19 protein-coding genes are annotated in these 19,935 nt (G+C 57.4%); 11 read left to right on the top strand and 8 right to left on the bottom strand.

Annotated elements, in window-relative coordinates:
• From RMS03_RS05670 to ppc, 5 genes are all read left to right on the top strand, one after another.
• The coding region (locus RMS03_RS05670) for a dihydroxy-acid dehydratase (protein WP_310626122.1) at nucleotides 1-1,249 on the top strand (1,249 nt) is incomplete at its 5' end.
• A gap of 14 nt (nucleotides 1,250-1,263) precedes the next feature.
• Nucleotides 1,264-1,908, top strand: a complete 645-nt coding sequence (gene eda, locus RMS03_RS05665) for a bifunctional 4-hydroxy-2-oxoglutarate aldolase/2-dehydro-3-deoxy-phosphogluconate aldolase (RefSeq protein WP_310626121.1) — start codon at nucleotides 1,264-1,266, stop codon at nucleotides 1,906-1,908.
• 70 nt (nucleotides 1,909-1,978) lie between these two features.
• Entirely contained in the window at nucleotides 1,979-3,586 is a 1,608-nt protein-coding gene (pgi, locus tag RMS03_RS05660; protein ID WP_310626120.1) for a glucose-6-phosphate isomerase, read from the top strand.
• A gap of 3 nt (nucleotides 3,587-3,589) precedes the next feature.
• Nucleotides 3,590-4,624 carry a glucokinase gene (locus RMS03_RS05655; RefSeq protein ID WP_310626119.1) on the top strand — a complete coding sequence of 345 codons (1,035 nt, stop codon included), beginning with the start codon at nucleotides 3,590-3,592 and terminating at the stop codon, nucleotides 4,622-4,624.
• Nucleotides 4,625-4,989: 365 nt separating this feature from the next.
• Nucleotides 4,990-7,833: a phosphoenolpyruvate carboxylase gene (gene ppc / locus RMS03_RS05650; protein WP_310626118.1), complete on the top strand. Its 2,844-nt coding sequence runs from the start codon at nucleotides 4,990-4,992 to the stop codon at nucleotides 7,831-7,833.
• A gap of 71 nt (nucleotides 7,834-7,904) precedes the next feature.
• On the opposite strand, the gene RMS03_RS05645 is transcribed toward ppc, so the two are convergent.
• From RMS03_RS05645 to RMS03_RS05630, 4 genes are read right to left on the bottom strand one after another with little or no spacing between them, the layout of a single operon-like run.
• Nucleotides 7,905-8,924 (bottom strand): TRAP transporter substrate-binding protein, encoded by a 1,020-nt coding sequence (locus RMS03_RS05645; RefSeq protein WP_310626117.1) that lies wholly within the window; start codon nucleotides 8,922-8,924, stop codon nucleotides 7,905-7,907.
• A gap of 22 nt (nucleotides 8,925-8,946) precedes the next feature.
• On the bottom strand, nucleotides 8,947-10,239 hold the full coding sequence (locus RMS03_RS05640) for a TRAP transporter large permease subunit (RefSeq protein WP_310626116.1): 1,293 nt from the start codon (nucleotides 10,237-10,239) through the stop codon (nucleotides 8,947-8,949).
• Nucleotides 10,240-10,245: 6 nt separating this feature from the next.
• Nucleotides 10,246-10,746, bottom strand: a complete 501-nt coding sequence (locus RMS03_RS05635; RefSeq protein ID WP_310626115.1) for a TRAP transporter small permease subunit — start codon at nucleotides 10,744-10,746, stop codon at nucleotides 10,246-10,248.
• The gene (locus tag RMS03_RS05630) at nucleotides 10,743-11,246 is read right to left on the bottom strand and encodes a gluconokinase (RefSeq protein ID WP_310626114.1); all 504 of its coding nucleotides are present in this window, start codon (nucleotides 11,244-11,246) and stop codon (nucleotides 10,743-10,745) included. Before RMS03_RS05630 ends, RMS03_RS05635 begins: the two co-directional genes overlap by 4 nt.
• A gap of 139 nt (nucleotides 11,247-11,385) precedes the next feature.
• Here RMS03_RS05630 and RMS03_RS05625 point away from each other — a divergent pair, with 139 nt between their 5' ends.
• From RMS03_RS05625 to RMS03_RS05610, 4 genes are read left to right on the top strand one after another with little or no spacing between them, the layout of a single operon-like run.
• The gene (locus RMS03_RS05625) at nucleotides 11,386-12,411 is read left to right on the top strand and encodes a LacI family DNA-binding transcriptional regulator (protein WP_310626113.1); all 1,026 of its coding nucleotides are present in this window, start codon (nucleotides 11,386-11,388) and stop codon (nucleotides 12,409-12,411) included.
• Between the two features lie 49 nt (nucleotides 12,412-12,460).
• Complete coding sequence (gene fabG, locus RMS03_RS05620) at nucleotides 12,461-13,228, top strand: 3-oxoacyl-ACP reductase FabG (protein WP_310626112.1); 768 nt, start codon at nucleotides 12,461-12,463, stop codon at nucleotides 13,226-13,228.
• Nucleotides 13,225-13,824, top strand: coding sequence for a chromate transporter (locus RMS03_RS05615; protein ID WP_310626111.1), 600 nt, complete (start codon nucleotides 13,225-13,227; stop codon nucleotides 13,822-13,824). The genes fabG and RMS03_RS05615 overlap by 4 nt, the downstream gene beginning before the upstream one ends.
• Complete coding sequence (locus RMS03_RS05610) at nucleotides 13,821-14,417, top strand: chromate transporter (RefSeq protein ID WP_310626110.1); 597 nt, start codon at nucleotides 13,821-13,823, stop codon at nucleotides 14,415-14,417. The genes RMS03_RS05615 and RMS03_RS05610 overlap by 4 nt, the downstream gene beginning before the upstream one ends.
• Nucleotides 14,418-14,543: 126 nt before the next feature.
• On the opposite strand, the gene rlmB is transcribed toward RMS03_RS05610, so the two are convergent.
• Both rlmB and RMS03_RS05600 read right to left on the bottom strand, forming a co-directional pair.
• On the bottom strand, nucleotides 14,544-15,293 hold the full coding sequence (gene rlmB, locus RMS03_RS05605; protein ID WP_310626109.1) for a 23S rRNA (guanosine(2251)-2'-O)-methyltransferase RlmB: 750 nt from the start codon (nucleotides 15,291-15,293) through the stop codon (nucleotides 14,544-14,546).
• Nucleotides 15,294-15,302: 9 nt separating this feature from the next.
• Nucleotides 15,303-16,007 (bottom strand): ABC transporter ATP-binding protein, encoded by a 705-nt coding sequence (locus RMS03_RS05600; RefSeq protein WP_310626108.1) that lies wholly within the window; start codon nucleotides 16,005-16,007, stop codon nucleotides 15,303-15,305.
• On the opposite strand from RMS03_RS05600, the gene RMS03_RS05595 reads away from it, so the two are divergent.
• Nucleotides 16,006-16,752 carry an arylesterase gene (locus RMS03_RS05595; protein WP_405023506.1) on the top strand — a complete coding sequence of 249 codons (747 nt, stop codon included), beginning with the start codon at nucleotides 16,006-16,008 and terminating at the stop codon, nucleotides 16,750-16,752. The two genes, RMS03_RS05600 and RMS03_RS05595, sit on opposite strands and share 2 nt — an antisense overlap.
• Nucleotides 16,753-16,755: 3 nt before the next feature.
• Nucleotides 16,756-17,832, top strand: coding sequence for a tRNA 2-selenouridine(34) synthase MnmH (gene mnmH / locus RMS03_RS05590; protein ID WP_310626107.1), 1,077 nt, complete (start codon nucleotides 16,756-16,758; stop codon nucleotides 17,830-17,832).
• A gap of 24 nt (nucleotides 17,833-17,856) precedes the next feature.
• Here the strand turns inward: mnmH and RMS03_RS05585 are convergent, their stop codons facing one another.
• Both RMS03_RS05585 and RMS03_RS05580 read right to left on the bottom strand, forming a co-directional pair.
• Nucleotides 17,857-18,645, bottom strand: coding sequence for a DUF2189 domain-containing protein (locus RMS03_RS05585; RefSeq protein ID WP_310626106.1), 789 nt, complete (start codon nucleotides 18,643-18,645; stop codon nucleotides 17,857-17,859).
• Nucleotides 18,646-18,674: 29 nt separating this feature from the next.
• Nucleotides 18,675-19,889, bottom strand: coding sequence for a PLP-dependent transferase (locus tag RMS03_RS05580; RefSeq protein WP_310626105.1), 1,215 nt, complete (start codon nucleotides 19,887-19,889; stop codon nucleotides 18,675-18,677).
• Nucleotides 19,890-19,935 lie beyond the last annotated feature (46 nt).

Genomic DNA, 19,935 nt, shown 5'->3' with positions numbered 1-19,935 from the left:
CAAAGTGCGTCAGCAATACGCGCAAGGCTTGGTCAGCCGCGAGGTGTTGCTGCAAGCCGAACAAGCGGCCTACCACAGCGCGGGCACGTGTACGTTTTACGGCACAGCCAACTCCAACCAAATGCTGATGGAAATCATGGGTTTGCATTTGCCTGGCTCCTCCTTTGTCAACCCTGGCACACCGCTGCGTGAAGCCCTCACCGTGGAAGCTGTCAAACGTGCTGTAGCTTTGTCGCAAGACAAAGAAACAGGCGTGGGCTACCAAATCAATGCCAAGGCCATCGTCAATGGCATCGTGGGTTTGCTGGCCACAGGGGGCTCGACCAACCACACGCTGCACATCGTGGCCATGGCGCGTGCAGCGGGCCTCATCATCAACTGGGACGACTTCTCTGATCTCTCAGCTTGCGTTCCTTTACTGGCTCGCGTGTACCCCAATGGCAGTGCCGATGTGAACCACTTCCAAGCCGCAGGCGGCATGGGCTACCTGATAGCCCAGTTGCTCAGCGCAGGCTTGTTACACGACGATGTGCACACCATCATGGGCCAAGGCCTGCACCGCTACACCGTTGAGCCTTGGCTGAATCCCGCTCTAAATGGCCAACTTGATTGGCGCGATGTGCCAGCCAAGTCGGCCGACGAAGCTGTGTTGCGTCCCGTCACGCAACCCTTCAGCACCGATGGTGGCTTGCGTTTGCTCAAAGGCAACTTGGGTCGCGCCGTGGTGAAGGTGTCTGCCGTCAAGCCTGAACACCGCCAAGTGCGCGCACCCGCCATCGTGTTGACCGATCAAAAGCAACTCGGCCAACTCTTCAAAGAAGGCAAGCTCGAACGCGACTTTGTGGCCGTGGTGCGCAACCAAGGCCCACAAGCCAACGGCATGCCCGAGCTGCATCGCCTCACCCCCGTGTTAGGCCTTCTGCAAGACAAGGGCTTCAAAGTGGCTTTGGTCACCGATGGCCGCATGTCAGGCGCATCGGGCAAAGTGCCAGCGGCGATTCACCTCAGCCCCGAGTCGGTCAATGGCGGCTTGATTAGCAAGGTGCAAGACGGCGACATGATTGCGCTGGATTGCGACACCCAAACTTTGCAGCTGGAAGTCAGTGAGGCGGAGCTCGCCGCACGCACCGCGCCCACGCCTGACCTGTCTGGCAACCAACATGGCACGGGGCGCGATCTCTTCGCTTTGTTTCGCGCCCATGCCGCGCTGGCCGAGGAAGGCGCATCGCCTTTGTTCACACCCATTTGAAAAACACATTCGATATGTCCCCACTCAACCCCGCTTTCTCTCAGCCCGCGTTCACCTCGCGCGTCGTGCCCGTCATCGTCATCACCCATCCCGACCAAGCCGTGCCCATGGCACACGCGCTGCTCGAAGGTGGTGTGGATGTGATGGAAATCACCTTGCGCCATGCCGCAGGTTTGCCCGCGATGGAGCAAGTCGCCAAGCATGTGCCGCAGATGCACGTGGGCGCAGGCACCGTCACACGTGCCGACGAAATGGCGCGTGTACAAGCCGCAGGTGCCAGCTTTGCCCTCTCGCCCGGCATGACCAGCGCCTTGGTGCAAGCTGCTATGGCTTGCAAGCTGCCCTTCATGCCCGGGGTAATGACGCCCGGTGAAGTGATGGCGGCGCGTGACTACGGTTTTGGCCTCGTCAAACTCTTTCCCGCCGCACAAGCAGGCGGCTTGGCCATGCTCAAGGCTTTGGGCGGGCCTTTGGGCGATATGCGTTTCTGTCCTACGGGCGGTGTGTCGCTGGCCAACATGGGCGATTTTTTGAAGCAACCCAATGTGGCGATGGTTGGCGGCTCTTGGCTCACGCCTGTGGATGTCGTCGAGCGCGGTGATTGGGCTGAAATAACCCGCTTGGCCCGCGAAGCCACAGACGCAGCGCGTTCAAGTTAATTCAAGCATCCGATCAAAAGTTTCATGCCATGAACTCAAGAAAGTTCATTAATTTGACGAAAATCCAAACATGACTCCATTCGTGCCTCCACAAAAGCGCCAAGCTTGGCAAGCCCTCCAAGCCTTGGCCCAAGGTCCACAACCCCACTTGCGTGAGTTGCTCAAAAGTGCGGAGCGCAACGCGGCCTTGCACGCCAGTGGTGCGGGCATCAGCATCGACTACGAGCGCCAACGCGTCACCCGCGAAGTGATGACGCAGCTCTTGGCCTTGGCCGAAGAGTCACACGTCATGCCGCAAGCGCAAGCCATGTTCAAAGGCGAGCCCATCAACGCCACCGAGCAACGCGCCGTGTTGCATGTGGCCTTGCGCGGTAGCCATGTGCCCAACCCACCGTGGGGCCATGAAATTTCCAAACAAGTGGCGCATGAGTTGCACCGCGTGTGTACCTTCGCCGAGAAAGTGCGTGAAGGCCAAATCAAAGGCTTTGGCGGCGAGTCCATCACCGATGTGGTCAACCTCGGCATTGGCGGCTCCGACCTCGGCCCCCGCATGACCACCGAAGCGCTCAGCCACTTGACGCGTGACAGTTTTAAAAACAAAGTGCGCGTGCACTATGTGTCCAACGTGGACGCTTGGAGCCTGTACACCGCGCTGGCCTACCTCAACCCAGCACGTACCGCCTTTGTGGTGCAAAGCAAAACATTCACCACGCAAGAGACCATGACCCTGGCGGCATCTGCCAAGCGCTGGCTGACCGACGGTGGTTGCCCCACCGAGCAACTGGGCCAACACCTGATTGCGGTGACCGCCAACCCTCACATCTCTGCCGCACAAGGCTTCACGCCTGAGTACACCTTTGGGTTTTGGGATTGGGTGGGTGGCCGCTACTCGGTGTGGTCGGCCATTGGGTTGCCACTGGCCATCTCCATCGGTGCGTTTGCCTTCCAAGACATGCTCTTGGGCGCACGTGCGATGGACGAGCATTTTTTAACCGCCCCTGCTGACCAAAACTTGCCCTTGCTGATGGCCTTGTTTGGTGTGTGGAACCGCAACTTCTTGGGGGCCACCACACACAACATTGCGCCCTATGCCTCACCCTTAGGCAAGTTCGCCTCGTTCTTGCAACAGATGGACATGGAGTCCAACGGCAAAGCCACGCACATCGATGGCAGCCCTGTGCAAGTGGCCACCGCACCTGTGCTGTGGGGTGGCTTAGGGATCGACGGCCAACACGCTTACTTTCAGCTCATCCACCAAGGCAAGCACTTGGTGCCGATGGACTTCATTGGCTTGCGCACCGAGCGCAGCCCCTTGCCATTTGCAGCAGAACACCACCGCGTGGTCTTGCTCAACATGCAGGCCCAAGCCCAAGCCTTGGCGATTGGCCGCACACCTGAAGAAACCGTGCATGAACTGCGCAGCAGCGGCATGGATGAAGCCGAAGTACAGCGCCTGGCCCCGCACCGCAGCTACCCCGGCAACGTGCCCAGCACCACCATTTGGGTGGATGCCCTCACGCCACGCAGCATGGGTGCACTGATGGCCTTGTACGAACACAAGGTGTTCTGCCAAGCTGCCATCTGGGGCATCCACGCTTACGACCAATGGGGCGTCGAGCTGGGCAAGAAAATGGCGAAGGACATCGAGGCCGCAGAAGCAGCCCGCCTGAAAGCGTGATGCATGTTTGAGTCACGTGACCCAGCGGTTGCCAACGCACCGGCTTACCCACGTTTGTTGGGTGATATCGGTGGCACCAATACCCGATTTGGCTGGCAAGCCACTGAACACGCCGCCATCACCCACGTGCAAGTGTTGCCCTGTGCCGAGCATGAGTCGCTGCTCGTCGCGGCACAAACGTATTTGAAAGAACAAGACCTCACCGCCCCACCCTGCGCGGCGTTTGGCATTGCCAACCCTGTCACGGGTGATCAAGTGGCGATGACCAATCACCACTGGAAGTTTTCGGTCAACGCCCTGCGCGAAGGCTTGGGCGTGTCGCGCTTTTTGTTGCTCAACGATTTCACCGCACTCGCTTTGTCGCTCACGCTGTTGCCCGATGCACAAAAGCGCCAAGTGGGCAGTGGCACTGCGGCGGCGAATGCCGCCATTGGTTTGATTGGCCCAGGCACGGGCTTGGGTGTGTCGGGCTTGTTTCCTGTGGGCTACCAAAACAAGTGGATGCCGATTGCGGGTGAAGGCGGCCACGTCAGTTTGACGGCCAGCACGGCACACGAATTTGCTGCCATCCAACAATTGCAAAAACGCTACGGCCATGTGTCCGCCGAACGTGTCATTTCAGGTGCGGGTTTGGTGGACCTGTATCACGCGCTGTGTGATTTGAAAGATGGTCAGGGCCAAAATGGGAATCACGATCTACGTCGTGAAATCACCACCCCAGCCGAAGTGATTGAGCGTGCGCAAGACGTGCCCACCTCCACCGCCAACGAGGCGCTAAATATGTTCTGCGGCTTCTTAGGCTCTGTGGCGGGTGACTTGGCTTTGACCTTGGGCGCACGAGGCGGCATTTACATCGGCGGCGGCATCGTGCCGCGTTTGGGTGAACGCTTTGATGCGTCGCCCTTTCGTGAGCGCTTCGAGGCCAAGGGTCGGTTCAAAAAGTATTTGCAAGAAGTGCCGACGTGGGTCATACACAGCCCTGTGTCGCCGGCCTTGCAAGGGGCTTCGCAGGCTTTGTCTTTGACGCAATGGCAATAGTTTCTTCATCAGCTGCGCTTGTTGCGCTTTCTCCGACTGCGGTGACGCAGCTGACGGAGCGGCAGTTTCCTCATGTTGGAGTACCAGAAATCGTCAACTGCCGCTCCGCCAGCTGCATCACTTTGGGTTTGCGGAAAGCACGGAGCTTCACTCGTTGCACTGCGCTCGCTCAACTGCTCACCTCTGCGCCATCTGGCCTTACGCAGGTTCACCACTTCATCACGCCGCAGCTTGGATGCAGGGGAATGCGCAGGTGACGATTTCTGGTACTCCAGCATGAGAAACCTGCGCATTCCCCTGTAGCCAAGCGAGCACAGCAATCAAACGCAAGAACCAAATTCAAACATCACAAACAAGAGCACCCCATGACTGACAAAACTTCAGCCAAAGCCAAAGAAAACGAACGCCCGCTAGTAGAAGACATTCGACTCTTGGGCCGCATCTTGGGCGACGTGATTCGTGAACAAGAAGGCAAAGAAGCCTACGAGCTGGTCGAACAAGTGCGCAAACTCTCCGTGGCCTTTCGCCGCGACGCCGATGCCAATGCCGACAAAGCCCTGAAAAAACTCTTGGCCTCACTCAGCGCAGAAGCCACGGTGCGTGTGATTCGCGCCTTCACCTACTTCAGCCACTTGGCCAACTTGGCCGAAGACCGCCACCACATCCGCCGCCGAGCCATCCATGAACGCGCAGGCCACACACAAGAAGGCAGCCTCACCCTCGCCTTGAGCCGTCTCAAGAGCGTGGGCATTGCACCCAAGAGCATTGTGCAAACGCTGGCACACAGCCATGTGTCGCCCGTACTCACCGCACACCCCACTGAAGTGCAACGCAAAAGCATCTTGGACGCCGAGCGCGGCATTGCTCAGCTCTTGGGTTTGCGTGACGACATCAAATCACGCTCTTCCCTGTACGCCTCAACCAAAGTACCCGATGCGTTGGCACAACGCGAACTCGCCGCCAACGAAATGCAATTGCGCGCCCGTGTGCTGCAACTGTGGCAAACCCGTTTGCTGCGCTTCACCAAACTCACGGTGTCGGATGAAATTGAAAATGCGCTCAGCTATTACGAATCCACATTCCTCAGTGAAATTCCCAAGCTCTACGCCGACCTCGAAGCCGAGCTGGGTCACGCCCACGTACACAGCTTTTTGCGCATGGGTCAATGGATTGGCGGCGACCGCGATGGCAATCCCAATGTCAACGCCGAGACCCTGCACTACGCCCTGCGTCGCCAGTGCGATGTGGCCTTGCGCCACTACCTGACCGAGCTGCACTACCTTGGCACCGAGTTGTCGATGTCGGCGATGTTGGTGGATGTCACGCCCGAGATGCATGCCTTGGCCGAACACTCACCCGACACCAATGCGCATCGCCAAGACGAGCCCTATCGCCGCGCCCTCACCGGCATGTACGCCCGCTTGGCGGCCACCCTCAAAGACCTCACGGGCGGTGAGGCAGCACGCCATGCGGTGGCACCACAAAACCCCTATCTCTCAGCACAAGCGCTGTTGGCAGATTTGCGGGTGATTGCAGACTCACTCGAAGCCCAACACGGCAGCGCCTTGATGGCCCAACGCCTGACCCCGTTGATGCGTGCGGTGGAGGTGTTTGGCTTTCACCTCGCCACGGTGGACTTACGCCAAAGTTCTGACCAGCACGAGTTGGTAGTGGCCGAGCTGTTAACCACTGCAGGCGTGGAAAAGCACTATGCCAAGCTCGACGAAGCACAACGCGTTGGTGTGTTGACCCAACTGCTGCAAGACGCCCGCCCTTTGCGCGTGATGGGCGCGAGCTACTCCGAACTCGCCCTCAAAGAACTGGCGATTTTTGAAACTGCACGCCAAATGCTGCAAGCGTTTGGCAAAGATGCAATTCGCCACTACATCATCAGCCACACCGAAACTGTGAGCGATTTGCTGGAAGTGTTGTTGCTGCAAAAAGAAACCGGCTTGATGCGCGGCACCTTGGGCAGCAAAACATCGACTTGCAATTTGATCGTGGTGCCTTTGTTTGAAACCATTGAAGACTTGCGATGTGCTGCCGACATCATGGGTGGTTTTTATGCCATCGATGGCGTGGCCAATTTGGTCAAGCGCAGCGGTGGCGAGCAAGACATCATGTTGGGCTACTCGGACAGCAACAAAGACGGCGGCATCTTCACCAGCAACTGGGAGCTGTACCGCGCCGAGATTGCCTTGGTCACTTTGTTTGATGGCCTATTCAAACAACACGACATCACCCTGCGCATGTTCCATGGCCGTGGCGGCACCGTGGGTCGGGGCGGTGGTCCTAGCTACCAAGCGATTTTGGCGCAGCCCCCCGGCACCGTGCGTGGGCAAATTCGCCTCACCGAGCAAGGCGAAGTCATTGGTTCCAAATACGCCAACCCCGAAATTGGCCGCCGCAATTTAGAAACCCTCGTGGCCGCCACCTTGGAAGCCACGCTGTTGCAAACCACCCAGCCAGCACCGCAAGCATTCTTGGATGCAGCGCAGTGGCTCTCACACGCCAGCATGGCGGCTTACCGTGGCCTCGTGTATGAGACGCCAGGCTTTAGCGACTATTTCTTTGCCTCCACGCCCTTGCGTGAAATTGCCGAACTCAACATTGGCTCGCGCCCTGCGGCACGTCCCAAGAGCGGTAACGCGTCGCCGCGGATTGAAGACTTGCGTGCGATTCCTTGGGGCTTTAGCTGGGGCCAATGCCGTTTGACCTTACCCGGATGGCTGGGCTTTGGCTCAGCAGTAGACCAATTCATCCACCAGCACCCCACCCTCAAGCCCAAAGACGCGTTGGCCTTGCTGCAAAAAATGCAACGCCAATGGCCGTTCTTCCGCTCACTGCTGTCGAACCTCGACATGGTCTTATCTAAGAGCGATTTAGGCTTGGCTTCGCGCTATGCCGAACTGGTGAGTGACGCTCGTTTGCGTAAAAGGATTTTTGGTCTGATCGAAGCCGAATGGCACCGCACCTCCGACGCATTGAAACTCATCACGGGTGACAAACAGCGTTTAGTCAACAACGCCGCGCTGGAGCGCTCGATGCGCCACCGCTTCCCCTACATCGACCCGCTGCACCATTTACAAGTGGAATTGATTCGCCGCTACCGCGAAGGCAAACGCCCACAAGACCGCGATGAAAAAGCCCAGCGCGGCATTCACATCTCGATCAACGGGATTGCGGCGGGGTTGAGGAATACGGGATAAATCCACGCAGCCTGCACAAAAAAACGCCACCCAAGGGTGGCGTTTTGCATGGCACGTTACGCTAAAAGAAATTACTTCTTCGCACGCAAGCGTGTGAGTTCTTTCTGCGTGTCGCCCCATAAGTCCATGCCAATGTTGGTGGCAATACCAGCATTGACGTGCGTGAGTTTGTCGCGCATGCGGTTCACTTCGGCCACCGACAGCTCGTTGATTTGCATACCTTTGGCTTTCAAATCATCCAAGGCTTTGGCGGCTTCGTCGCGGGTGTCTTTGCGTTCGAAGTCGCGGCTCACGCGTGCGGCGTCGAGCAAGATTTTTTGTTCGGTCTTGCTCAAGCCATCCCACCACTTTTTGCTCACGGTGACGATCCAAGGGCTGTAGACGTGGTTGGTCACGCTCAGGTACTTTTGCACTTCGTAGAACTTGCTCGACAAGATGGTGTTGTACGGGTTCTCTTGACCGTCCACGGTCTTGGTTTCGAGTGCGCTGAACAATTCAGAGAAAGGCATGGGCACCGCATTGGCCCCCAAGAGCTTGAAGCTATCGAGGTACACATTGTTTTGCATCACGCGCAGCTTGACGTCGTTCAAGTCTTCGAGCTTCGTCACAGGGCGCTTGCTGTTGGTGAGGTTACGGAAACCGTTTTCCCAATAAGCCAAGCCGACCAAGCCTTTGTCTTGCAACTTGTCCATCACCTTTTGGCCAATGGGGCCGTCGAGCACCGTATCCGCCTCTTTGACGTTGTTAAATAGGAACGGTGTGTCCCACAAGGCCATTTCTTTGGTGATGCCCACCAAGGTGGCGGTCGAGCCGACCATCATCTCTTGTGCGCCGCCAATCAAGGCCTGTTGCATTTGTGTGTCGGGGCCCAAGGCAGCGGCACCAATGGCACGCACTTTCATCTTGCCACCAGAGGCTTTCTCTACTTGTTCTGCAAATACTTTGGCTGCACGGCCTTGGTTGCTTTGCTCGTTCAAGCCGTAGCCAAAACGAATCAAGCGGGGCTTGATGTCTTGCGCGAAGGTCGAAAAAGAGGCACTGGCCACGGCCACGGTGGCAGCGGCAATCAGGGTTCGACGAATAAATTTCATAACAGTCTCCTTGGGTTAAAACTTATCGCATCCATACCACAGGGGCTGTCACGATTTCTGGGAACAAAACAAACGCAGTCAAGATGATGAGGTAAGTCACTAAGAATGGATTCACCCCTTTGATGACTTGGTGCATGGACAAACGCCCTACACCAGCCACCACATTGAGCACGGTGCCCACAGGCGGCGTGATCAAACCAATCGCACCGTTGAGCACAAACATCAAACCGAAATACACAGGGTCAATGCCCGCCTTCACCGCGATGGGCAGCATCACGGGTGCAAAAATCAAAATCGTGGGAGTCAGGTCAAGCGCAGTGCCAATCAAAACCAAGGTCACCATCATCACGGCCATGAGGACGCGCGGGCTGTCGACCAAAGGCCCCAGCCAGCCAGTGAGCACGGTTGGCAAATTCGCTAAGGTGATCATGTAGCTGGCGACTTGTGCACCCGCGCACAAGAACATCACCACCGCTGTCGTTTTGGCTGCACGCACCAGTACTTCGTGAATTTCAATCAACTTCATTTCGCGATGAATCACAAGGGCGACTACCAAGGCATAAAACGCAGCAACCACAGCAGCTTCGGTCGGCGTGAAGATCCCCGTCTTCATGCCACCGATGATGATGAGTGGCATGAGCATGGCCCAGAACGCTTTGCGTGTGGCGTGCAAGCGTTCGATCAAAGGTAGTTTTTCACCTTGAGGCAAGTCCATGTCACGCAATTGAAGCTTCCACGCGACGATCAAACCAATGCCCATGATGAGTCCTGGCACGATGCCAGACAAAAACAAAGAGGAGATGGATGTGTTGGTGGTCACACCGTAAATCACAAAGGGCATCGACGGCGGAATGATGGGCGCGATGATGCCGCCCGACGCAATCAAACCTGCCGAGGTGTGCATGGGGTAGCCCTGACGCTTCATCATGGGCAGCAAGATGGTGGCCAGTGCCGCCGTGTCCGCTAAAGCCGAACCACTCATGCTGGCCATGAGTACCGCAGCACCAATCGCCACAAAGCCCAAGCCACCACGGATGTGACCGACCCACGCTTGGGCCATGTCGATGATGCGGCGACTGATGCCACCAGAGTTCATCAACTCACCGGCCAAGATAAAGAACGGTACAGCCAACAAAGGAAAGCTGTCCACACCGGCCACTAAGTTTTGCGCGAGCAACTGGGTGTCCCAAAAGTCGAGTACCCAGGCCATACCAGCGCCCGTCAAGACCAAGGCAAAGGCCATGTTCAGGCCAACCCCCATGAGCAACAACATGCCCGCCGAGAAAACAATGAATGCTTGTGCTTCAGGTGTCATGTTGGTTTACTCCACGTCCACGCCGTGGTCAAAGTCCACAGGCATGTTTTGAGTCAATTCTTTGAGTGCCATCAGGCCAATGGCCAGTGACGACAACAGCACAGGCAATGGCAGCAGCCAATTGGGATAACCCAGCACCACGGAATTACTGGCGAAGCCCACGTCCACTTGTTGCCATGCACCACGCCCCAACAACACACAGCTGAGGACGACCAATGCACGGATCAACACGGTCAAGGCTTGCATGGTTTTGGGATGCTGGCGCAAGCCCGCAACAAAACTGGTGAAGGCCATGTGCTCACCTGCGGGATAAGCCGCCGTGGCACCAATGAACACCATCCACACAAACAACAAACGCGACAGTTCCTCGCTGGCCGCAATGCCGCTGCCAAATCCGTAACGCAACACCACGTTGAAAAACACGGCCACCGCCATGACACCCAGGCACACCGCCATCAGCACGTGTGCGATGGACTGGCTGCGTGAGGGGGATGAATTTGAACTCATACACACTCCTGGTTGGTCATCCAAGCACACACCTGCGCTTGAATGGTTTCGATACTTTGCGTGGCATCCACGCGCAGTACACCTGCCTCGTTGACAGGTTTTTCTAAAGCTGCGAATTGGCTGTCCACCAAAGCGGGCTGAAAGTAATGCCCTGGACGCAGGGTGACGCGTGCGATGGACTGCTCACGTGTGAGCTCAAGATGCACAAAACGTAAGGTCGGTACGCTTTGGCGCAAGCGGTCACGGTAGGCCTTTTTCAAAGCCGAACAGGTGAGCACCGCGCATGCGCCACTGCGGACTAATTCATCGGCCAAGACAGCCAACCAACCCGCACGGTCCTCGTCCGTCAGCGCAATGCCAGCGCGCATTTTGTTGACGTTGGCGATGGGATGAAACTCATCACCTTCAATCAACGGCCAACCCAACGCCTGTGACAGCGCGGCTGCAAAGCTTGACTTGCCGCAACCGGCGACACCCATGATGACGACTGGAACATTCATTTTTAAATACTGGATAGCGCTATCCAATTTGTGCAAAAAGTAGAGAGCTTTACGTGTTTTCGATGACATGCACAGCTCTCGGATAGCGCTATCATAAATAAAGTATGTCGCTCAAACCCTAGCAAAAACCCTAACCCTTATGACATCCAAAAACACACGTTCACGCGCTACAGGCCGTGTCACGCTGGCAGATGTGGCCGCATTGGCAAAAGTCAGCCCCATCACGGTGTCGCGGGCGCTACGGGGTGAACGCGCAGTCGCCCGTGATTTGACAGACCGCGTGAAAGCCGCCGCATTGAAACTTGGCTACACACCAGACCCCGCAGCTCGTGCCCTCGCCTCACGCCACAGCGACCATGTGGCCGTGCTCATTCCCATGTTGTCCAACAACTTGTTTGTCGACGTGTTGGAGTCGATTCAAAAAACGCTGCGTCAAGCGGGCTATCAAACGCTGATTGGTATCACCCATTACGACACGCGTGAAGAAGAACAACTGTTGCGCGAGCAACTGCAACATCGACCTGCGGGCATTCTTGTGACGGGCTTAGATCGCAGCGACGCGGCACAAGCCTTGATCGAAAAAAGTGGCATTCCCTGCGTACACATGATGGAGCTGTCGCCATTGCCCCATGTCAACAGTGTTGGGTTTTCTCAAACGCAAGCGGCCAGCACACTCACCCAGCATTTGCTGAGTCGTGGGCGCCAACGCATTGCATTTGCAGCAGCTCAGTTAGACCCACGCACCTTACAACGGCTGGAGGGTTGGCGCAAAACACTCAAGTCAGCCAAACTCTACGACAAAGCGCTGAGTTACACCAACAAGTCGCCCTCTTCCATGGCTCTTGGCGGCGAAATGTTGCACCACATCATGACAAACGACCCGAGCATTGATGCCATCTTTTTTTGCAACGACGACTTGGCCCAAGGCGCTTTGCTGGCAGCACAGCGTTTGAAAATCAAAGTCCCGCAGCAACTGGCTATTGCGGGTTTCAATGACCTCACGGGCAGCGACCTGATGGGCCCGGGCTTGACCACCATCCGCACCCCACGCGCAGTCATTGGCGAGGCTGCGGCCAAGATGCTGCTGGCTTTGATGCGCAACGAAGCGCTGGCCTCGTCCAGCGTCGATGTGGGTTATGAGTTGGTGGTGCGTGGCAGCACCTGAGTCACCGCCATGACGCAGCCCGACAGGCTGACTGATTACACTCAAACTCATGCATGCAAATACACCTACCCCAACGCCACGTTTGACGGGCAAAGTCAGCCTCATCACAGGCGCCGCACAAGGCATTGGCTTGGCCACTGCCCTCAAATTTGCACAGGAAGGCGCCAGCGTCATCGTGTGTGATGTCAAGCAAGCAGCAGTCGATGCCGCTGTCGCGCAGTGCCAAGCCAAAGGCGCACAAGCCGTGGGCTATGTGATGGATGTGACGCAACGCGACATGGTGGATGCCACGGTCAAAGCCGTGCTCGACAAGTTCGGGCGCATTGATGTGTTGGTGAACAACGCAGGCATCACCCAAGATGCGCGTTTGCAAAAAATGACACTCGAACAATTTGACCGCGTGATTGATGTCAATCTGCGCGGTGTATTCCATTGCTCGCAGGCCGTGACCGATGCAATGGTGGCGCAAGGCAGTGGCGTGATTTTGAATGCCTCATCCGTGGTGGGCATCTATGGCAACTTTGGCCAAACTAACTATGCGGCCACCAAGTTTGGTGTGATCGGTTTCACCAAAACGTGGAGCCGTGAACTCGGTCCTAAAGGGATTCGTGTGAATGCGGTCGCCCCCGGTTTTATTGCCACGCCAATCCTGTCGACCATTCCAGAAAAAGTGATCACAGAAATGGAAGCACGTGTGCCACTCAAACGCCTCGGCCAGCCCGAAGACATTGCCAATGTGTATGCCTTCTTAGCCAGTGATGAAGCGTCTTATATCAACGGCACGGTGATTGAGGTGGCAGGCGGCCTCACCCCATGAGCGCGAACGACCAGAGCTATCACAGCGCAGCGGCTCAGGCGCCTAACAGCAAAACAGACCTGTTCATCTCCTTCACACTGCTCGCTTTGCAAGGCTTTGGTGGTGTGCTGGCCGTGGTGCAACGCGAGTTGGTGGACAAAAAGCAGTGGCTTACCACCGATGAGTTTGTAGAAGACTGGGCTGTTGCACAAATTTTGCCTGGCCCCAATGTGGTGAACTTGGCGCTGATGATCGGCGGGCGTCACTTCGGTCTTGCGGGTGCGTTGGCGGCTTTGAGTGGCTTGTTGTTGGCCCCCACCATCCTTGTGCTGTTACTCGCCGCTGCTGTCGCTGGCGTAGCGGACACGCCCGCTGCTCAAGGCATGTTGCGCGGCATGGGGGCCGTCTCCGCGGGTTTAATTGCGGCAGTGGGCATCAAGCTCATGGGGGCACTCAAAAACAACCCCATGGGCATGTTGACTTGCATCGGCATCAGCACCCTCACCTTCATCGCGATTGGTTTGCTGCGTTTGCCATTGGCTTGGGTTCTTCTCACACTGGGCCCCTTGGCCAGCATGTGGGCTGCGCATTGCATCAAGCAGCGAGGTGCAGCATGAGCATCACCTTAACCCTGGCCGATTGGGGCTCGCTGTTTTTACACTTCATCTCACTCTCACTCTTGGCCGTGGGCGGCGCCATCACCACCGCCCCCGATATTCACCGCTACTTGGTAGATGAAACGCATTGGCTCAGCGACACCCAGTTCACCTCGTCCATCGCTTTGGCACAAGGCGCACCCGGACCTAACGTGATGTTCATCGCCTTGATGGGCTGGAATGTGGGTCTCAACGCAGGCGGTGGGTTGGCGGCGGGTTGGCCTGCCGTGGCATTAGCCTTGTGGGGCGTGCTCATCACCATGGTGGGCATCATGATTCCGTCATGCACCCTCACCTTCGTTGCCACGCAATGGGCGCATCGCAATCGCGACATGCTGGCGGTCAAAGCCTTCAAAAGTGGCATGGCTCCGATTGTGATTGCACTACTCATCGCCACAGGCTGGTTGCTCACGGGCAATCACGAAAACCCTGCACATGATTGGCCGCTCTGGGTGTTGGCAGGTGCCACCACACTGATTGTGTGGAAGACCAAAACGCACTTGTTACTGCTCTTAGGTTTTGGCGCCTTGCTAGGCGTCCTAGGTTGGATCTAAGAAAATGAGATCTAAAAACCATGTAGGCCGCAGTCTTCGGCGGTTGGGTATTGGCCGCAACGATTTCTGGTACCCCAGCATGAGGAAGCGGCCAATACCTGACTGCCGAAGCGAGCCCAGTAAAAACTAACCAGCAGTCCGCTGACGCCGTGCCTCGTACAAGCACACCCCACTGGCCACCGACACGTTCAAGCTCTCCACACCACCGCACATCGGAATGCTGATGTGCTCGTCACACGTCTTGCGCGTGAGCTGACGCATGCCGTCCCCCTCGGCACCCAACACCAAAGCAGTTGGGCCTTTGAGGTCGACTTGGTACAAGGTCTTGGGTGCATCGTCGCTGGTGCCGATGATCCAAATGTTGCGCTCTTTGAGCTCGTTCAAGGTACGCGCCAAGTTGGTCACCATGAAATACGGCACGGTCTCTGCCGCACCGCTGGCGACTTTGGCCACGGTGGCGTTGATGCCCACCGCGTGGTCTTTGGGCGCGATTACCGCATGTGCACCCGCACCATCGGCCACACGCAAACAGGCACCGAGGTTGTGCGGATCGGTCACACCGTCAAGCACCAAGATCAAAGGGGCTTCAATTTTTTCAATGCCTTCGAGCAACTCATCCAACGAATGCACTTGTTTGATTTCGCTCACACGCGCAGCCACACCTTGGTGGCCATGACCGCCCGAGAGTTTGGTCAAACGTGGGCCATCGGCCTCGATCAAACGGATGCCAGACTCGGTGGCACGCTCGATGAATTGACGCATGCGCGCATCGCGACGTGTGGGGTCGAAATAGATTTCGATGACGGATTGCGCCGCTGTTTTGACGCGCACGCCAACGGCGTGAAAGCCGAAGAGAACTTTAGGGGCTGAAGACATATCGAGGGATTATCCCTTGACCTGCCCTGCCTCAATCGTGATGGCTTGGTCACACCTTGCCGCCAGCTTCAAATCATGCGTCACCAACACCAGCGTGGTGCCCAATTCTTTGTTCAATTCGAACATCAAATCCATGATGCGCTCGCCACTGGCATGGTCTAGGCTGCCTGTAGGCTCGTCGGCCAGCAGCAGCGCGGGTTTGACCACAAAGGCACGGGCCAAAGCCACGCGTTGTTGTTCACCGCCTGACAGCACTTTGGGGTAGTGGCCCAAACGCTCGCCCAAGCCCACGCGCACCAGCATGTCTTTGGCGGCGGCGCGCGGGTTGGGCAGGCCTGCCAGCTCTAAGGGCAGCATGACGTTTTCTAGCGCCGTCATATTGCCCAAGAGCTGAAAGCTCTGAAACACAAAGCCCACTTGCCGCGCACGCACAGCGGCGCGAGCGTCTTCGTCCATGGCAAACAGGTCCACACCAGCCAGCCACACCGTCCCCTGCGTGGGTGTGTCCAGTCCCGCCATGATGGACAGCAAGGTGCTTTTGCCCGAGCCCGAAGCGCCCACAATGGCCAATGATTGTTGCGGCGCAAGGTGGAAGTCGATATCGCGGAGAATGTGCAAGGTACCGCTGGCGTCTTGTACCGATTTCGACAAGTGCGAGACGACCATCAACGGTGCAGGCGATGAGGATGAATTTTCAAATGAAGGCTGGGTCATGAAGCGCAATGGGTGGTTAAGACGTGACTTTAACTTGGGCGCACTGAGCGCTGGCTTGCTAGGGACTTTTGGCCTTGGCACAGCCACGGCGCAGCAAAGCATCATCACCTCCACAGGTCCACACCGCCGCCGTGGCCAACCCATGCCCAACAACGTGCCACCACCAGGCTCTGCCCCGGGCACGATGCCCGCAGCCACCATCTTGGTTTTGGGCGATTCGCTCAGTGCCGAGTACGGCATTGCGCGTGGCAAAGGTTGGGTGGCCTTGCTGGCCGACAAGCTGCAAGCCGAGCGCCCCGATGTGCGCGTGGTCAACGCCAGCATCAGCGGTGACACCACCGCCGGTGGCCGCTCTCGTCTGCCCGCCATGCTCGACCAAGTGCGCCCCGTGCAAGTGGTGATTGAACTCGGCGGCAACGACGCGCTGCGCGGCCTCGACTTGGACGGCACCCACAATAACCTCGAAGCCATGATCCAAGCCTGCCACGCCGTCAATGCGCGCGTGGTGCTGGTGGGCATGCAAATACCGCCCAACTATGGGCCGGACTACAGCGCCAAGTTCTCGGTGATGTTTGCCAACCTTGCCAAGAAATACCGCACCGGGCTTGTGCCGTTTTTCCTCAAGGGCATTGCCGATGCGCCCGACACTACCGCGCAGTTTCAACCCGACCGCATCCACCCCAAAGCCGAAGCGCATCCGCGCATGTTGGCCAATGTGTGGCCCGAAATCAAAAAGAATTTATAAACCGTGAGCGTGACCTTTATTTCGGAGCAAGACGCCATGAGCCGCATGGCCATTCCGTTGGGTGCGTCCGGCGGCTTCAGCACCATCATCGATGCCCGCAGCGAAAACGAGTACGCGCTTGACCACCTGCCGGGTGCCGTGAATTGGCCTTCGCTGAACAACGAAGAGCGCATCTTCGTGGGCACCATGTACAAGCAAGTCAATGCCTTTGAAGCGCAAAAACACGGCGCAGCCATGGTGGCCGCCAACATTGCACGCCACATCCAACGCGAAGTATTGGCACTACCCAAGAACTGGCAACCCCTGATTTACTGCTGGCGTGGCGGCAAACGCAGCGGTTCACTGTCTTTGGTGCTGGGGCACATTGGTTTCAAGGTGAACTTGATCGAAGGCGGCTACAAAGCATTTCGTGCAGCCATGGTGGAAGACATCCCCACGCGTGTGGCGCCACTGCACTTCAAAGTCATCTCAGGCCCCACAGGCTCGGGCAAGACACGCTTGCTGTACGCCTTGGCCGCTGAAGGCGCGCAAGTGTTGGACCTTGAAGACTTGGCCTGTCACCGCAGCTCGGTCCTTGGCCATATCCCAGGCCAGCCACAGCCCAGCCAAAAACGTTTTGACACACTGGTGTGGCAAGCCCTGCGCAGCTTTGACCCCACACGCCCTGTGTTTGTGGAGTCCGAAAGTCGCAAAGTGGGCAACCTGTCTATCCCCGAGTCCCTGATGCTCGCCATGCGTGAGAGCCCGTGCTTTGAGTTGCAACTGAGTTTGGATGAACGGGTCGCCTTGCTGATGGAGGACTACAACTTCTTTGTAGATGACCGTGATTTGTTTTGCCGTCGTTTGGATGCCTTGGTGGCCATTCGTGGCAAGGCCGTGGTGGACGCTTGGAAAACACAGATCGACACAGGCCACATCGAAGATGTGGTGCGCGACCTGCTGGTACTGCACTATGACCCCACCTATGCGTCGTCCATGTTGCGCAACTTCACGCAATCGGCACAAGCCACCGTGTGTGTGGCCGAGAACCGTCACAACGACAGTTTGCGCAAAGTGGCTCAGGCCTTTTGCCAAGCCTGAACCGCCGCTGAAAAACCTAGCGCATCACGCCGCTGATGCTGGCGTCACATGCACCGCAGCGCGGTAAGCATGCCAACTGGTAAAACCCAGCCAAGGCCCCACCACCAACAAGCCTGCGGCTGAAGGCAGCATGGCCAACACCACCAACAGTGTGATCAATGCGCCCCAAAACACAGACACCGCGGTGCGGTCCACAAACACACGCAAGCTGGTGATGCAGGCGGTGACGGCGTCTGTGTCGCGGTCCAAAATCATGGGGATCGACACCATCATGCTGGCGAACACCAGCCCTGCAAAGAAGCCGCCTACGCAAATGTAAGCCGCAATAAATTCCCAGTTTTGCGGGTTGAATACAGCTTCTAGCACCGTGGCCGTGGTGGGCATGCCCGCACTGTTGAAAAACACGGCAAACACCACCAGTGATGCACGGCCCCACAACAACTCCATCACCACCATGACCATGATGAGCATGCTCATGCTGCGAATGTGCGACTCCCAGCAGGTGAGAGAACTGCCCATGCTCGGCGGCTCACCGCGCTCCATGTGCATGCTCACGTCATACAAACCCATCGCCAAAAATGGACTGATCAGCAAAAAGCCAGACACCGCTGACAAGGTGTACTCGGGATTACTTTTGAAGACCGCCAACAAAATCAGCGCCATCAACCAAAAACACATCCCATAAAAAAGTGAAATCAAAGGCTGCGACACCATGTCGCACAAGCCATGCCACAGCCAGCGTAAAGGGTCGATCAGGCGAATGGGGTGGATGTCAATACGGTCATGTGCCTCGTCAGGTACCAGTTGCTGCATGCCTCCTCCTCATCTAGGTTTGGTTTTTATCAATGCGCGAGTTTCAGCGCTCGCGACACATCGTTTTGTAAATCATGCACATCCTCCAGCCCGATGCAAAACCGCACCACACGCCCTCTTTGCATGTGGGCCGTCGACCGTGTGCGGCTAGAGGCCATGTTGTAGGGCATGACCAAGCTCATGGGACCACCCCAGCTGTACCCAATTTTGAACAATTGCAAGGCTTCACAAAACGCATCGACTTGTGATGCGGTGAACCTTTCGTCCATCACCACGCTGAAAATGCCGGCTGCCAAACCCTCGGGCGCTTGTGGCGTGACGCACAGCTGCTGCCAATGCGTGTGACCGGGTGAACCGCTGAGGGCAGGATGCAGCACTTGGCTGAATGCGGGCTGTGATGCGCACCAAGTGGCCAAGCTGCGTGCAGCGAGGTCTTGGGCGTGGTAGCGCAGCGGCAAGCTGGGCAAAGCGCGCAACACCGCCTCGGCATCGTTGGCCCCCACGCCTGTGCCCATGCGCATGTGGCTGAGTTTCAACACACGCGCTAACGCATCGCTGCGCGTGACGATGCTGCCCATCAACACATCGCCACCACCACTGGGGTATTTGGTGAGGGCATGGATGGTCAGGTCTACGCCTAGTGAGGCATCGCCCTGCCCTGGCGTGAGGTCAAACGCATTGAAGGCCAAGCCTGCGCCCCAGGTGTTGTCGAGTGCGCACAGCACGCCACGGGCTTTGCACAGCTGCACCATGGCCACCAAGTCTGGGAACTCCATCGTCAGCGAACCTGCCGCTTCGAGCCACACCAAGCGTGTGCGCGCTGTGATGCGAGCGGCCAAGTCGCTCACATCCAGCGGGTCATACACCTGATGCGTGATGTCAAACCGCGCCAACTCGCCCTCAGCCAAGGACTTGTTGGGGGCATAGGCGTTGTCCGGAATCAACACCTCATCGCCTGTTTTCAGCAGCGCGAAATCGACATGCGCAATCGCCGCCAAGCCACTGGGTGTGAGGATGCAATGGGTGCCGCCTTCCAGCGTGGCCAAGCGCTCTTCCAGCGTGAAGGTGGTGGGAGTGCCGTGCAAGCCGTAGGTGTAGGCCGACTTGTCCAGCCACTCGCGTGTGCGCATGGCGGCCACGTTCGGAAAGATCACCGTCGAGGCTTTGAACACCCCCACTTGCGGCGCTTCGAACTCAGCGGGGGGTTGATACGGGTGGTGAATGAGGTCGGTGCTGCGTGACATGCAGCGATATTAACCAGCCGAGAAACGAAAAAATCCGCCGAAGCGG

Origin of the sequence: Limnohabitans sp., from assembly GCF_031538885.1 — a bacterium.
Classification (GTDB): domain Bacteria; phylum Pseudomonadota; class Gammaproteobacteria; order Burkholderiales; family Burkholderiaceae_C; genus Limnohabitans.
The sequence above is the reverse complement of the archived record's forward strand: the minus strand, read 5'-3'. Positions and strand labels throughout refer to the sequence as shown.

Bases quoted from the DNA above. Each gene is read 5' to 3' on its own strand.
- eda (WP_310626121.1), top strand. From the start codon at position 1,264: ATGTCCCCACTCAACCCCGCTTTCTCTCAGCCCGCGTTCACCTCGCGC.
- pgi (WP_310626120.1), top strand. From the start codon at position 1,979: ATGACTCCATTCGTGCCTCCACAAAAGCGCCAAGCTTGGCAAGCCCTC.
- RMS03_RS05655 (WP_310626119.1), top strand. From the start codon at position 3,590: ATGTTTGAGTCACGTGACCCAGCGGTTGCCAACGCACCGGCTTACCCA.
- ppc (WP_310626118.1), top strand. From the start codon at position 4,990: ATGACTGACAAAACTTCAGCCAAAGCCAAAGAAAACGAACGCCCGCTA.
- RMS03_RS05645 (WP_310626117.1), bottom strand. From the start codon at position 8,924: ATGAAATTTATTCGTCGAACCCTGATTGCCGCTGCCACCGTGGCCGTG.
- RMS03_RS05640 (WP_310626116.1), bottom strand. From the start codon at position 10,239: ATGACACCTGAAGCACAAGCATTCATTGTTTTCTCGGCGGGCATGTTG.
- RMS03_RS05635 (WP_310626115.1), bottom strand. From the start codon at position 10,746: ATGAGTTCAAATTCATCCCCCTCACGCAGCCAGTCCATCGCACACGTG.
- RMS03_RS05630 (WP_310626114.1), bottom strand. From the start codon at position 11,246: ATGAATGTTCCAGTCGTCATCATGGGTGTCGCCGGTTGCGGCAAGTCA.
- RMS03_RS05625 (WP_310626113.1), top strand. From the start codon at position 11,386: ATGACATCCAAAAACACACGTTCACGCGCTACAGGCCGTGTCACGCTG.
- fabG (WP_310626112.1), top strand. From the start codon at position 12,461: ATGCATGCAAATACACCTACCCCAACGCCACGTTTGACGGGCAAAGTC.
- RMS03_RS05615 (WP_310626111.1), top strand. From the start codon at position 13,225: ATGAGCGCGAACGACCAGAGCTATCACAGCGCAGCGGCTCAGGCGCCT.
- RMS03_RS05610 (WP_310626110.1), top strand. From the start codon at position 13,821: ATGAGCATCACCTTAACCCTGGCCGATTGGGGCTCGCTGTTTTTACAC.
- rlmB (WP_310626109.1), bottom strand. From the start codon at position 15,293: ATGTCTTCAGCCCCTAAAGTTCTCTTCGGCTTTCACGCCGTTGGCGTG.
- RMS03_RS05595 (WP_405023506.1), top strand. From the start codon at position 16,006: ATGAAGCGCAATGGGTGGTTAAGACGTGACTTTAACTTGGGCGCACTG.
- RMS03_RS05600 (WP_310626108.1), bottom strand. From the start codon at position 16,007: ATGACCCAGCCTTCATTTGAAAATTCATCCTCATCGCCTGCACCGTTG.
- RMS03_RS05585 (WP_310626106.1), bottom strand. From the start codon at position 18,645: ATGCAGCAACTGGTACCTGACGAGGCACATGACCGTATTGACATCCAC.
- RMS03_RS05580 (WP_310626105.1), bottom strand. From the start codon at position 19,889: ATGTCACGCAGCACCGACCTCATTCACCACCCGTATCAACCCCCCGCT.